This is a genomic window from Streptomyces sp. NPDC087422, assembly GCF_044744145.1.
Lineage (GTDB): Bacteria > Actinomycetota > Actinomycetes > Streptomycetales > Streptomycetaceae > Actinacidiphila.
Genome location: NZ_JBIUXT010000008.1, coordinates 307,104 through 320,964, shown reverse-complemented (window position 1 = coordinate 320,964; position 13,861 = coordinate 307,104). Strand labels below are relative to the sequence as shown.

11 protein-coding genes are annotated in these 13,861 nt (G+C 73.6%); 2 read left to right on the top strand and 9 right to left on the bottom strand.

Annotation, left to right across the window (positions count from 1 at the left end; all coding sequences use genetic code 11):
- Positions 1 to 7 precede the first annotated feature (7 nt).
- The 9 genes from ACIO6U_RS25945 to ACIO6U_RS25905 all read right to left on the bottom strand — a co-directional run bounded on the left by ACIO6U_RS25945 (position 8) and on the right by ACIO6U_RS25905 (position 11,419).
- Positions 8 to 982: an endo alpha-1,4 polygalactosaminidase gene (locus ACIO6U_RS25945; protein ID WP_401722701.1), complete on the bottom strand. Its 975-nt coding sequence runs from the start codon at positions 980 to 982 to the stop codon at positions 8 to 10.
- Positions 979 to 1,665 carry a spherulation-specific family 4 protein gene (locus ACIO6U_RS25940; protein WP_401722698.1) on the bottom strand — a complete coding sequence of 229 codons (687 nt, stop codon included), beginning with the start codon at positions 1,663 to 1,665 and terminating at the stop codon, positions 979 to 981. Before ACIO6U_RS25940 ends, ACIO6U_RS25945 begins: the two co-directional genes overlap by 4 nt.
- Positions 1,662 to 2,624 (bottom strand): NAD-dependent epimerase/dehydratase family protein, encoded by a 963-nt coding sequence (locus ACIO6U_RS25935; RefSeq protein ID WP_401722696.1) that lies wholly within the window; start codon positions 2,622 to 2,624, stop codon positions 1,662 to 1,664. Before ACIO6U_RS25935 ends, ACIO6U_RS25940 begins: the two co-directional genes overlap by 4 nt.
- Before the next feature lie 6 nt (positions 2,625 to 2,630).
- A complete protein-coding gene (locus ACIO6U_RS25930) occupies positions 2,631 to 3,344 on the bottom strand; it encodes a sugar phosphate nucleotidyltransferase (RefSeq protein ID WP_355347729.1) in 714 nt (237 codons plus the stop codon).
- Positions 3,345 to 3,433: 89 nt separating this feature from the next.
- Entirely contained in the window at positions 3,434 to 4,435 is a 1,002-nt protein-coding gene (locus ACIO6U_RS25925) for a GDP-mannose 4,6-dehydratase (RefSeq protein ID WP_401722693.1), read from the bottom strand.
- A 91-nt stretch (positions 4,436 to 4,526) separates the two neighbouring features.
- The gene (locus ACIO6U_RS25920) at positions 4,527 to 6,314 is read right to left on the bottom strand and encodes a hypothetical protein (protein WP_401722690.1); all 1,788 of its coding nucleotides are present in this window, start codon (positions 6,312 to 6,314) and stop codon (positions 4,527 to 4,529) included.
- On the bottom strand, positions 6,311 to 7,912 hold the full coding sequence (pelF, locus tag ACIO6U_RS25915; protein ID WP_401722688.1) for a GT4 family glycosyltransferase PelF: 1,602 nt from the start codon (positions 7,910 to 7,912) through the stop codon (positions 6,311 to 6,313). Before pelF ends, ACIO6U_RS25920 begins: the two co-directional genes overlap by 4 nt.
- 159 nt (positions 7,913 to 8,071) lie before the next feature.
- Complete coding sequence (locus tag ACIO6U_RS25910) at positions 8,072 to 10,252, bottom strand: hypothetical protein (protein WP_401722685.1); 2,181 nt, start codon at positions 10,250 to 10,252, stop codon at positions 8,072 to 8,074.
- Positions 10,253 to 10,666: 414 nt separating this feature from the next.
- On the bottom strand, positions 10,667 to 11,419 hold the full coding sequence (locus ACIO6U_RS25905; RefSeq protein WP_401722682.1) for a peptidoglycan-binding protein: 753 nt from the start codon (positions 11,417 to 11,419) through the stop codon (positions 10,667 to 10,669).
- A 792-nt stretch (positions 11,420 to 12,211) separates the two neighbouring features.
- Here ACIO6U_RS25905 and ACIO6U_RS25900 point away from each other — a divergent pair.
- Entirely contained in the window at positions 12,212 to 12,400 is a 189-nt protein-coding gene (locus ACIO6U_RS25900) for a hypothetical protein (protein WP_391050723.1), read from the top strand.
- 734 nt (positions 12,401 to 13,134) lie between these two features.
- Positions 13,135 to 13,683 carry a hypothetical protein gene (locus tag ACIO6U_RS25895; protein ID WP_401722679.1) on the top strand — a complete coding sequence of 183 codons (549 nt, stop codon included), beginning with the start codon at positions 13,135 to 13,137 and terminating at the stop codon, positions 13,681 to 13,683.
- Positions 13,684 to 13,861 lie beyond the last annotated feature (178 nt).

Here is a 13,861-nt window from a genome sequence, read left to right as displayed (position 1 = left end):
CGACCGCTCAGCAGGGATCGCGCCATGCGTCCAGCGAAAGGTGCTTCACCATCGAACTGAGCCCCAACTTCCTCGCCTGAGAGCAGAACTGACCGGTCTTCAGCTTGTACTCGACGTGGAAGACCGGCTTGTCCGCCGCGATGAACGGCGCCATTTGCGCACACTCGTCGTACTGCGCGCACTCCTCGTTGACCGCGAAGTCGAAGTACCGCACGAGCGTGGCCACCTGGCCGACGTCGTTCTTCAGACCGACGGCCAGCCCACGCTCGTGCGCCAGGTCGGCGATCATCCGGTTGTACGTGATCTGCTGAGCGGCCGTCAGCGGAAAGCCGGTGGTGTTCGCGTAGCCGTCCATCAGGTCGGGCTCCACCGCGTCGAAGCCCTTCTCGCGGCACATGTCGAAGCGGGCGGCCATCAGCGGGCGCAGGACGTCCACCCGGCGGATGTCCAGCCAGCGTTCGCCGTCCCAGCCGTCGCCCTCGCCGCGCACCGACGCGGGGAATTTCCCGCTGTCGGGGCGGAAGGACTCCCAGGCCCCGACGTTGATGTAGCAGATCACCTTGCGCCCGGCCGCGTGCAGCGTCCTGACCACCTCGGCGCCGTTCTCGAAGCCGTCGATGTCGTAGACCGGTACGTCCACCGAGGTGTCGACCGTGCCGCTGAGCTGCCACTGCCAGGGTGTGCGGGCGCGCGGATGCCAGTACGCGGGCGCGCCCCGCCCGGTCGCCGCGTGCGTGGGCGTACCTTCCGGGGCGCTCGCCGGGCCGGTCGTGGCGGGGCTCGACGCGGCGCCCTTCGCGGGGCCGGACGCGGTCACCGAGGGACTGCCGCCCGCCGTGCCCCCGCCGTCCGTACCTCCACCTCCACCTCCGCCACCGTCCCCGTCCCCGTCGCCCGACGACGAGCAGGCCGCCAGCACGAGCAGCAGGGCGGCGGTCACCGTGCGCACGGTGAGATTCAGCGCCTTACGGCGGGCGGTCATACGTTTCCTCCGATCGGGACGGGCGCGGTCCGCCACGGATTGGGCGGCAGACCGGGGACCGCGCAGCGCACGGCCGCACCGCGCAGCGCCGCCAGCCGGGCCGCCCGCCCCGCGAGACCGTCGGGCACCCCGTACACCAGATGGCAGAACCGTTCGGCCGGATGCCCGGCCGTCCAGCGCGGCACGCCCGCGCCCTGGTAGTCGTCCCAGGTCCCCTCGAAGGTCACGAGCAGGTCGCAGAGACGGGCGTAGCCGGGATCGGGGTGCACCCCTGGATTGAACACCACCGTCCGCGCCCCGCAGAGCCGGGCCGTCCTGGCCAGCCACCGGTAGTACGGGATCCGCCGCGCGTCGGACGCCACCCGGTCGAAGAACACGCCGTCGGTGGCGTACCAGGCCCGGTGCCTGCGCAGATCGCGGTAGACCGTGTGCGCCGGGCGGGCCGCGTAGTCGGTGTCGACATAGCCGAGCACCGGCGCCCCGGCCTCCCGCAGCCGCCGCGCGGCGAGCGTGTACACCGGGTCCGGCCGGTCGCCGGGACCGTCCGCGGCGTTGAGCACCACCCCGTACAGGGCCGGTGCCGCGTCCTCCAGGGCCTGCCACGCGGCCGGGTCCACTGCCGGGTGGACGTACAGCGGCACGAGCAGCGAGCCCGCGGAGGGCGCGGGGGAGCCATGGCTCACGGTGAGATCCTGACCGGCTCGCCCGGCACCGCCGCCCACAGGGCGGTGAGCGCGTCCCGCAGCGTCCGCGTGGGCTGCCAGCCCAGCGCGTACGCCGCGAGCGTGATGTCCGCCTGGTGCCAGGACACCCCGGCCGAGCGCTCCGAGCCCCGCCCCGACTCCTCCAGCCGGCCGGTGAAGCCGCTGACGGAGGCCAACTCCGCCGCCAGCGTGCGCACTTGGGTCGCCTCGCCCGAGCCGATGTTGACCACGGGCGGCACCGAGCCGGGCGCGGCCACCGCGAGGGCCACCGCGTCCGCCACGTCGTCCGCGGCGACGAAGTCGCGGTACGCGGCCAGGCTGCCGGTGCGCACCACCCCTTCGCGCGGCGCCTCGCGGAAGGCGGCGGCCAGCCTGCCGGGCAGCCCGGAGGTCGGCGAGCCCGCGCCGACCGGGTTGAAGACCCGCAGCACCACCGCGTCGAGGCCCGAGCCGGTCACGGCGAGGGTGCCCGCGAGCTTGGCCGCCCCGTAGACGCCCTCCGGCCGGGCGGGCGCCGACTCCGCCAGCGCGGCGCCGGGCTCCGCCGGTCCGTACTCGGCCGCCGAGCCCAGGTGCACCAGCCGCGCCGACGGCGTGGCGAGCGCCATCGCCTCGCACAGCGCGGCCGGCCCCCGCGCGTTGGTCGCGCACAGCGCGCTGGCGCGGCCCGCCACCACGCCCGCGCAGTCGACCACCGCGTCGGGGGCCAGCGCGGCGAGCCGCCGGGCCAGGACGTCGACCGGCACGGTCGCCAGGTCGGCCGCCAGATCGAGTCCGGCGCCGCCCTTCGGACCGCCCCGCGCGCCGCCCTTGGCGCCGTCCCCCGCGCCCCGCCCGCCGCGCAGGATCCGCGCACCGGGCGTCCGCTGGAGCCGCGCGGTCACCCGGGAGCCCAGGAAACCGCCACAGCCCAGTACGAGAATCCGCGTCCGCGTCATGGCCCCTCACGCCCCCTTGAGCAACAGGCCGCGACGGCTGCTGAATTCGGCGTTCGCCCGGTCGTAGTCGTCGGGGCGGCCGATGTCGAGCCAGTAGCCGTCGAAGTCGAAGGCCCGCGGCTGCGCACCCGCGGCCAGCAGATCGAGCACCACCTCGTCGAAGCCCAGCGGCAGGCCGGGGGTGTAGCGCAGGAGCGTGCTCCGGGAGACCCCGTACACCCCCATCGACACCCGGTAGTCCATGCTCGGCTTCTCGGTGAAGGCGACCACCCGCCCGTCGTCGGTGCTGAGCACCCCGAAGTCGATGTTCACGGTACGGGCGTAGGTGGCGATGGTGAGCGGCGCGCCCGTGCCCCGGTGCTGGTCGAGGACGGCGGAGAAGTCGAGGTCGGTGAGCACGTCGCCGTTCATCACCAGGAAGTGTTCGGGGAGTTGGTCGATCATCGTGAGCAGCGGCCCCATCGTGCCCAGCGGACTGTCCTCGGTCACGTAGTCGACCTCGATGCCCCACTGGGAGCCGTCCCCGACGTACGCGCGGATGATGTTGCCGAGGTGGCCGATGGCGATGGTGCAGCGGCGGAAGCCGAAGCCCGCGAGCTGGCGCATCACGATCTCCAGGATCGCGTGGCTGTCGCCGATCGGCACCAGTGGCTTGGGCAGCGCGGTGGTGTACGGCCGGAGCCTCACGCCTTTGCCCCCGGCGAGAATGACTGCGTGCATGGTGGTCCCCCCTGCGGTTGGATGTCAGCGGTTCTCTGCTGCGATGAAAGTGGTCAACAGGTGCCCGGCGCGGCGCTGATGAGGCGGCGTCAGACGTTGTACGCGGTGGTCTTGTAACGGGCCAGGTGGGCCGGGTCGCGGAAGAAGTCGATGGTGTGCGCCAGCCCGTCCTCCAGGCTGTGGGCCGGTCGCCAGCCCGTGGCCTCGCGCAGCCGGGTCGCGTCGCAGACCAGCCGCATGACCTCGGAACCGGCGGGCCGCAGCCGCTGCGCGTCCTCGCGCACCAGCAGCTCGGTGTCCATCAGCTTGCCGATCAGCCGCACCAGGTCGCCGACCGAGATCTCGCCGCCCGTACCGGCGTTGAAGGTCCGGCCGACCACCTTCTCGGCGGGCGCGGTGCCGACCGCGACGAAGGCCGCGGCGGTGTCCTTGACGTAGCTGAAGTCCCTGGTCGGCCGCAGGTCCCCCAGCGTCACCTCCCGCTCGCCCGCCGCGACCTGGCCGATCACCGTCGGGATCACCGCGCGCATCGACTGCCGCGGCCCGAAGGTGTTGAACGGCCGCAGTGTCACCACCGGCGTCTCGAAGCTGGCGTGGTAGCTGTCCGCCAGCCGGTCCCCGCCCGCCTTCGACGCGGCGTACGGCGACTGCGTGACGATCGGGTGGTCCTCGGTGATCGGCACGGTCCGCGCGGTGCCGTACGTCTCGCTGGTGGAGGTGTGCACCAGCCGCGGGACGCCGAACTCCCTTACGGCTTCGAGGACGTTGAGGGTGCCGGACACATTGGTGTCCACATAGCTGCGCGGCGCGCGGTACGAGTACGGGATCGCGATCAGCGCGGCCAGGTGGTAGACGGTGTCGCTGTCGGCGACCAGATCCCGTACGGAACCGGAGTCGCGGACGTCGCCGAGGACCACCTCGACCCGGTCCAGTACGTCGGGCGCGAGCACTTCGAGCCAGCCGTAGGACGAGAACGAGTTGTACTGCACCATCGCGCGGACGCGGCGCCCGGAGGCGACCAGCGCCTCCACCAGGTGCGAGCCGATGAAGCCTTCCGCGCCGGTGACGGCGACGGGTGTCTCGGTGGACACGGATGAATCTCCTTCTGCGGAGGGTCGGTTGGAGTGGTGAGGTCGGAGGTCGGTGGTGTGGGGCGCGGGTGTGCGCGCCGCGGACGCGGGGTCAGCGGTGGGTGGTCACGCGGCCGGTCATCGTGAAGGCCGCCGTGAGCAGGACGGCGGCGGCTCCCGCGCAGACCAGGCGGAGTACGGTCCCGGCCGTCGCGGTGTGCGCCGCCAGCAGCGCGACGGCCGTCAGGACGGCGGCGGCGAGCACGTAACTCCCCGTCCACGCCCGGCCGCAGGACTGGAGGAGCAGCGACAGCCACAGCGTGCCGCCGAGGGCCAGCAGCACCGACAGGTGCGCCGGGTTCCAGGCGGCGGCGCCGGGCACGACCGCCGCCTCGACGGCCGCGAGCGCGGCCAGCGCGACGGCGTAGAGCGCGAGACAGCCCGCCAGCACGCGCCACGACCTGGCGAGCAGCCGCTCGTGCACGGTCGTCCCGCGCAGGGCGGTCAGACACCGGCTGCGGAAGCGGAAGAGCAGCCATTCGGCGACGCCCATGCTCACCGTGAGCGCGGCCACGAACTCCCCGGTGAGCGCCGCCGCGACCACCAGCGCGCCGCCCGCGAGCCCCGCCATCCCGTGCGGCAGCGACAGATACGGCGACAGGCCCTTGGCGTCGGTGACGCCGTCGTCGGCCCGCCACAGCAGCCGGGCCGCCTCCGGCAGGGTCCGGAGCGAGGAGACGAGCCCGGTGCGGGTGCCCGTACCGGGTCCGGCCGCCCTGCGGCCGAATCGGCCGGGTGTGGTGGGGGTGTCCGTGCCGGGTCCGGCTGCCCTGCGGCCGAATCGGCCGGGTGTGGTGGGGGTGTCCGTGCCGGGTCCGGCTGCCCTGCGGCCGAATCGGCCGGGTGTGGTGCGGGTGCCCGTGCCGGGTCCGGCTGCCCCGCGGCCGAACCGGCTTGCGCGAGCGCGCAGTTGGGCGCCGCGGTCGGCGCGCACACGCTCGCGCCAGGGCGCGCGCGGCGGCTTGGCGGGCCCGCGCTCGGGCGGCTCGCCGGTCAGGGCGGTGCGCAGCGCGGTGGCGAGGGCCGCCCCGCCGGCCGCCGCCGCGGTGGCGACCAGGACGGCGGCGACCGCGGGCGACGGCAGGCCGCCGGCCCCGCAGGCCACCGCGACGGCGAGCGGCGTCAGGACGTAGAGGAGGGAGCGCTCGCGGCCGAGCACGAGCAGGACGGTCGCGGACGCGACGTACACCGACTGGCCGGCCGCGAAGGCGAGGGCGGAGAGATGGCCGGGGCCCGCGACGGCCGCGGCGGCGGCGCCGGCCAGGCAGGCCCCGACCGCCGCGCCGGTGACCAGGCAGCGCGCGGCGGCCCGCGGTCGCTGGGCGAGCAGGTGCAGGTGCGCGCGGTGCGCGAGCGCCTGGTTCCAGCCCCACCCGCACAGCGCCGCCGCGCCCCACGCGGCGACCGCGCGGGACACCCCGAACGGCCCGTCGTCGCCGCCCGCCCAGCGCCCGCCGAGCACATAGGCGACGCCGGGCAGCGCGAAGGTCAGGCCGCGCAGTACGCAGCGCCACACGTCGACCTGCCACGGGTCGTCGGCGGGCTCGGGCTCGGGGAAGCGCCGCGGCACCGTCTCGAACAGCTCCCGCGCGAGCGAGAACAGGTCCGGGTGCCCGTAGCGGCCGGTGATCTGCTCGTCGGTCAGCCCCTCGGACTCCAGCACCGCCGCGATCTCGTCGGGGTGCACGGCCGCCGAGCACGCCGCCGACAGCCGCTCCGCCAGCTCCGCGACCGGGTCGCCGACCGCCCAGGACGGCACCCGGCGCGGGCGCGGCAGCTCGGGCAGCGCGGCCATACCGCCGCCCGCGACCCTGCTGAGCAGGGACATCGGCCCGCTCACCGGCCGTCCCCGACAGCCCGCACACCGACGACTGTCGCGTCATCGGCGTTCTCAGCGGCGGCTGTTGACAGTCCATCAGCTTCGGCGTCCGCTGAACCCCCGCGCCAGACACGGGACATCCAGGTGACGCCGCCGTAGATCTGCGCGCCGCGGTCCTCGACCCGGCTCAGTCCCGTGTAGATCCCCCGGAAGGCGTCGATCGTCTGACGGAGCGTGAACTGGTCGATGACCCGCAGCCGCGCCTCCCAGCCCATCGAGGCGCGCCGCGCCGGATCGCGCAGCAGCTCGACCGCGGCCCGCGCCATCGCCTTCGGATCGCGCGGCGGCACGACGAGACCGGTGTCGCCCACGGCCTCCCGTACCCCGCCGACATCGGTCGACACGGTGCACCGCCCGCAGGACATCGCCTCGATGAGGGTGAAGGGGAAGCCCTCGCTGATGCTGGAGAGCATCACGACCTGCCCGGCCGCGTACGCGGTGCGGATGTCGTCCACCCGGCCCTCGAAGGTGACCGCGTCGGCCGCGCCGACCGTCGCCGCCAGTGCCTCGCACCGCTCGCGGTACGCCTCGCCGCCGCGCGGAGTGCCGCCGAAGATCCGCAGCCGCGCGGCGGGTATCTCGGCCCTGACCAGCGCGAAGGCGCGGATCAGCGTCTCCAGGTCCTTGATCGGGTCGATCCGCCCCGCCCAGGTGAGCGTCGGCACCTCCGGCTCGGGACCGGCCATCGGGAACGCCCCGGGATCGACTCCGTTGTAGACGGTACGGATCCGGTCAGGCGCCGCGCCGCCGTGCTCCTCCCACCGCCGGTTGTAGCGGTTGCCCGGCGTGATCAGCGCGCTGTTGCGGTACGTCTCGCGCGACAGCAGCCGGAAGAAGGTGAGCAGCAGCGCCTTGACCGGCCAGCGGTACGGGCCCGTGCGGTAGCCGAGATAGCGTTCGCGCTGGTAGACGCCGTGCTCGGTGAGCAGCAGCGGAGTGTCGTACCGCTCGTGCGCCACCAGTCCCGGCAGCGTGGCCAGCCCGCCGCTGACGGCGTGCGCGACCTGACCCGGCGGCGGTACCACGGCCAGCGGGCGCAGCGCGTGCTCCAGCAGATCGACGGCGCTGAGCGCGTCGGCCTGGGTCGGCACCGCGGCCGACACGGTCGTGCCGGGGCGGCGCCACAGCCGGACCAGCGTCCGCACCGCCTCCTCCGAGCGCAGCCCGGCCGACAGCGCGCCCATGCCCGCCCACCCGGCGAGCGCGTACAGCGCGGGCCCGAAGTCCTCGTCGGGCGCCGCGGACCGGCCGCCGCCGGCCGGCGGCTCGTCCGCGCCGTCCTCGTGCAGCAGCGCCCGCAGAAAGCGTTCCCACACCGCGAGGAACGCGCGGCGGTCCCGGCCGCGCGGCGCCCTGCCCTCCGGCGCCTGCCCCCACAGCGGGACCACGTCGAGCCCGGTGACCTGCGCCGGGAGCGGCCAGACCGGGGTCTCGCGGCCGGTGCCCGTCACCGCGATCACCGAGAATTCGACGTCCGGCATCCCCTGGACCAACTGGTCGCACCACACGCTGACCCCGCCGGGGCTGTGCGGATACGTGCCCTCGGTCAGCAACGTCACCCGCGCGGTGCGCGAGGGCGGTGCGCCGAAGATTCTGTGCGTGGAAATGGTGTCCCCCCTGGACGTTCTCGTGTCACGGGGCGCCGGTGACCGTGCGGTGCCCCGGTACCGCGGGCGGGGCCGAGTACGCCCCGCCCGCGGGTGGCTCACTTTCCGGTGCTACTTCCTGGTGTGGTCGCCCGGTCCCACGGGCACGGCCTTGGCGACGCCCTTGGGCACCGGCAGATGGCCGACGGAAGCCTTGATCGTGATCGGCCCGAGCGAGACGTTCAGGTTGACCAGCGCGGGCACCGCGCCGGACGGCAGCGTCAGCGACACATTGCTCTGGAGCACGCCGGGCGTGGTCCAGCCGGACACCTTGCCCGCGTAGGAGCTGCCGAAGGCGGTCGTGCCGAGCAGTTGGGACTGTCGCGTACCGGCGGGCATCGTCGCGGTGATCTGCGTACCGCTCGGCGCGTTGACCGTCACCGCGTCACCGATCCGGTAGGCGGTCACCTGGCCGCCCTTCCACGCCGTGTCCCACGCCGCCCTGCGCTGCAACTCGGTGGCGATGTCCGAGGTCCGCAGGTTGACGGTCGGGGTGCTGGCGGCGAACAGCGACGCGTAGTCGCTGAGGATGCGCTCCAGCACCGGGTAGGCGATGCGGCCCTCCGCGAGGTTGGACTGGTGCATGAAGTGCGGGCGCGGGTTGTTGCCCAGCACGTGCCCGAGGTCGATCTTGGCCTCGAGCGGCACGATGTACGACGCGTAGCCGGTGTCGGTGTCCAACGGCGCGGTCAGACAGGTGGAGTTGCCCGAGGTCGCGCAGGCGCCGCTGCCGCCCTGGGCGGAGCTGGTGTAGATCCAGTTGTACTCGTCGGTCTCCTCCTGCGCCGTACCGGCGTTGTAGAAGACGTTCATCGGGAAGCGCGGCACGGTGGCCGCGGGACCGACCTGTCGCTGGCCCGGGTCACGGGAGTTGTCGCTGGCCAGGTACTTCACGCCGAGCTGGGTCAGCGCGGGCGCGAGGTTCGGATTGTCGACCGGCTGCTGCGGCAGCACCTTGAGCCCGGAGTGCTCACCGGTCACCAGCTCCTGGTTGTTCAGCGACAGCCCGTGCGAGGCGGCCCAGTTGCGGTTGTCCTGCACCGAGGCCGTGATGTCGGCCTTGCTGACCCACTGGACATTCCCCGAGGCGTCCGTCCCGCAGACCCACGGCACCACGCTGACGTCCTGGACACAGCCGAGGAAGGGGTGCAGATACGTGTGGTTGACCCAGCGGTAGGCGCTCTTGTCGGCCAGGAGCTGGGTGGCCAGCGGGTCGACGGTGGTGTCGTGGTCGGCCTTCCAGTCCTCGCTGCCGCCGCCGTTGAAGACGAAGTCGAGGGTGAGGCCGTGCGCCTGCGACCACTGCTTGGCGTACTGCGCGTCCGCCGCGGTCATCCGGATCGGATCGGTGTCCTCACCGGTGCCGATCGGGCAGTCCACGTCGCCGGGCGTGCAGTTGAGGGTGGTGTTCCACCGGTCGTCGGCCAGGAAGATGTCGTCGACCTGCACCTCGAAGTAGTTGCGGTCGGCGCCGAGGTGGATGCCCTGGGTCATCCACTCCACGATCCCGCGCGCCAGCAGCCGGAACTGCTGCTGGTACTGGTTGTAGACGAATGGCAGCACCAACTCGCTGCGCCCGTCGTGGTTGTACTGCCCGACCAGCACACCGCGCGCCGAACTGTCCGGAATCGGCGCGTCGACCAGCGTGGTGAAGGTCGCCCCGGCGGTCTGGGTCGCCAGCGGCGTCGCGAGGAAGCCGTAACTCTCCGCCACGTTCGGGTCGTTGTCCTCGAAGGGCACCGCGCCCTTGAGGTAACCGAAGTCGCCCGCGGTGCCTTGCGCCGTCACCTGGCCCTGAATGCCGTCGAGTTGGCCGATGTACCCCGGATCCTGCGCGTAGTTCAGCCCGACGCCGGGCTGGGCGTAGGTGTACGCGTCCACCTGGCGGATGCCGAAGTCCGTCTCGTACGCCGCCAGTGCGGCCATCTCGGCGGAACCCGCCCCGAACGGGTTGTCGTTGGGCAGCACCACCGACTGGAACTTGGCGCGTGCCCGGCCGCTCACGGTGTCGCTGAGGTAGGCGGCGTTGATGGTCGGCCGGCCCGCCTGGTTGAGATCGATCCTCGTGTACGGGGTCCCCGCCCCGTCGAGTTCCGCGGTGATGGCCTGTGTCGCCGGTCCGCCGTCGTCGACGACCAGCACCCTCAGATCGATACGGGGCGGTGTCGCGGCCTGCGCCCCGCTCGGTGCCACCCCCAGGGCCACGAGAACCGCCGCTGAACTCAGAGCGGCAGCACGCAATGCTCTGCCCATAGTTTTCCTCCCCCGGAAGACGGCATGAATCGGCTCAGCGTCTTCCTACTGGCAGCGGCCGAATCCCGGCCGCAATTACGGGGACCATCGTGGGGCACGGTGCGGAGGACTTGTGACCATTCTGCGGAGGTGGCCGGAAGGCAGGGGACACCGAACGGCGTGACGCGCCTGCCCGACCCTTCCCACCTGCGAGTTTACTGAATGACATGAGCACGGCGCGAAAGGATTATCGACCTGAATGATGAATCATCGCTCGGATTTACGATTTTCTCGACCGTGGTGAGGATCGATCGTCCGCGTGGTGGAAAATGACCGGAAAATGATCGAATCGAATTCCCGGAGAACGAGGGGAATACGCGGGGCGTATAAGGCGCACAGCGGGGGCGTACCGGGGCGATACCGTGCGGAAAGCGGTTACGGGGCCAATGCGGCGCGAGTGCAGGGGCCATAGACACCCGTGGGGTCACAGGTGATTCCGCGGTCCCGCTGAATCTGCGTCACACCGCGCACGGTGGCGTCGTCGTACACCCCGGTGGGCGACACATAGGTGAATCCCTGCGCGAACAGCAGCCGCTGAAGATCGGTCACATCCGATCCGGTGGCACCCGCCTGGAGCGTGCGGGGAGTTGGGTCCGTGGCGCTCGGCGCGGGGGAGTCGTTGGGGGCGGTGGTGGGCGGCGCGCCGGTCACGCTCGACCCCGGCGCGGGGGAGCCGTTCCCGTGCCCGGTCCCGGTTTCCGCTCCGCTTCCGGGCATCGCTGACGGCCGGGCCGGTGGCGTGGCCCGACGGGTCGGATCGCCGTCGGCAGCCGGGGCCCGGCCGGTGTGGCCGCCGGCCGAGGGCAGCGGTCCGGCCGCGTGGCCGGATATCCCGCCGCTGGTCAGCGGCCGGGTGCTGGAGGGCGGGGGAGCCGGCCGGTCGGGCGCCGTCGCGCCGGGCGACTGCGGCCACACCTGCCAGGCGATCACCGCCGCCACCGCGACCGCGGCGATGGACACGGCGCCGAGCAACAGCGGGCGCTCGCGCAGCCGTTCACGTCGGCCGGGCCCGCCACCGGGTCCTGCGGCCGCCGCGCGGCCGGTGTCCTCGGGCCCCGGCACGGGGAACACCACGTCGATCACATCCGGCGGCTCCTGTCCGCCGCCTCGGGACTCGGGTGCTGCCACCGCCGTCACCGCGCGGTCCGGCCGGTACCGACGCTCCCCGTCCGCTGCCCGCTGCCCCGCCCTGTCGTCTTCCATGTCCATCACCGGTTTCACTCACGCCACTGCCGGATCATCCCCACCCGCGAAAACTCCCGCACCCCAGGGTGCGGTAACAAGGTGGCCCCGCCAAGGGGGCCTTGACATCCGCGGACAAGGGTGAGCCATCGGGGAGCCGACGGGCCGAACCGGTTCCTCGGCGTCCCCTCTTTCGTATCAACAGGCGCAGCGGCACCGTGCGTGATCCACGGTTGTCGCCCGCGGCCGGGCCCGACGCGGCAGAATTATCGTTTCTGCTGCGCGTCCGGCCCGGCGACCGGCGGTGCGGCGGCGCTGCTCAGTACATCGACGGCGGCGGCGGGGGCGGCGCGGGACTCGGCTCAGGCGTCGGCGGCATCGGGTCGGGCGCCGGGCCGGGAGGCACCGGCTCGGGTCCCGGAGGTGTCGGCGTCGGATCCGGCACCGGGACCGGACCCGGGCCGGGGGTGGGACCGGGCACCGGCGACGGGAACGGATCGGGCCCCGGCGTCGGGAAGGGCTCGGGCACGGGGTTGGTCATCGCTGCCTCCGAAGGTCCTGGCGAGGGCCTCTTCGTGATCCTCGCCGACTGGACACGACACGTACCCGGTCATCGCGCGCCTATGCCGCACGCCCCGCGCGCGCTCCCGTGGGAGTGAACCGCGCCGGCGCCCGCAACTGCGCGCCCACGGCGCGTTGTCTGTCCGGGGGACCGATCCACGGCGGAAGGAGCCGGTGATGGCAGAGGACTGGGAAGACCTTCGGGAACCTGGTGTGGTGCACGTCCTGATCACCGCGCGCGACGAGGCCAGCGCGTATCGCGTCTTCGACGCCCTGGTCGACCGCTTTCCCGCGGTCGGTCCCCCTGCCCCGGCCCGCTCCCGGCCCGGCCTCGTCGTCCTGTCCGTCCTCACCCCCACCGCCTGACGGCTCCCGTCTCAGGGGCGCGGGCGGTGTGACCTTCGGGGGCGTCGTGCCTGGTCGCGCCTACGCGGCGGCAGCCGCTCCGGGCCGGGACGTGCCCCGTAGGGGCGCGGGGAACTGCGCGGCCGGCCCCCACCGGCGGGTGGAACGGGGACCGTCCGGATTGTCCCTCCGGGGCGGGTGGTGACGTGCGGGAGCGTCGTGGCTGGTCGCGCCCACGCGGCGGCAGGCGCTCCGGGCCGGGACGTGCCCCGTAGGGGCGCGGGGAACTGCGCGGCCGGCCCCCACCGGCTGGTGGTCCGGCGACAACCGAACCGTCCCTTCGGGGCGGGTGGTGACGTGCGGGAGCGTGGTGGCTGGTCGCGCCCCCGTGGCGGCAGCCGTACATCGAACGCGGCCCCGCGCACCTCACGGCATGGCCTTGCGCAGGGCCAGGGCACCTCGCGGCGGCCTTGGGGAACCGCGTTCCGCGCGGTGCGGGGACGGCGGCCGAATGGCCCATCGGGTGTTTGGGGGTGCGCGCCCGGCCGACGGGATGAGGTGTCACCCGGATGGGTCGGAGGCCGGGGACGGGGCGGGCGGGGACAAGGGGGCGCGGCGATAAGGGGGTTGGGAGGAGCCGGACGGCCGGAGGCGACGGCAGGGAAGGCGGACAGCGACGGCGCCGGGTTGGGTGGGGGGCGTGCCGGTCCCCCCATGAGCGGTCGCCAGACCGCCCCGGTGCGTGGAGAGACCACATGCGCTCTGGACGTGCCCCCGGACGGACAACGGCCGCCCTCGTCGCGGGAACGGCGCTCGCGCTGGCCCTGGCCGCACCCGCCGCGCGGGCCGATTCCGGCCTCACGTCCTTCGGCTTCGGCGTCTCGCCGACCACCGTCGTGCCCGGCGGGAAGGTCACCCTCACGGCCACCGACTGCGTCGGCCAGGCGACCGCCTCGGCCCCGGCGCTCTTCGGCGACGTGACCCTCGGCAAGGGCCACGGGTCCGGGCAGGTCGCCACCGCCACGGTGGACGGCGAGGCCAAGCCCGGCGCGCGGTACGTCGTGACTTTCACCTGCGGAAGCCAGCGGGGCACCGCCGCGCTGACCGTCGCGGCCGGTACGACGTCCACCGGTACGGCGTCCACCGGTACGAAGCCCACCGGCGCGGTGCGAACCGGCGCGGTGCGGACCGACCTCGGCGGCGATGTGTCCGCCCCGAACGCGCGGGAAGTCCTCGCGGGCGGCGTCCTGGTCGCCGCCGCGGGCGTGCTCGTCGTCCGCCGCAGACGCGCCGCCCGCGGCTGACGGCGTACCGCCGCCCGCGGGGCTCCCTCGCGCGGTCGTCCACGCGCACCTGACGCGCATCCCCACGGAGCCCCGACTGAGTCCTGCACGAGCGGCCTGCACGAGCGGCCTGCACGAGCGGCCTGCACGAGCGGCCTGCACGAGCGGCCTGCACGAGCGGCCTGCACGAGCGGCCTGC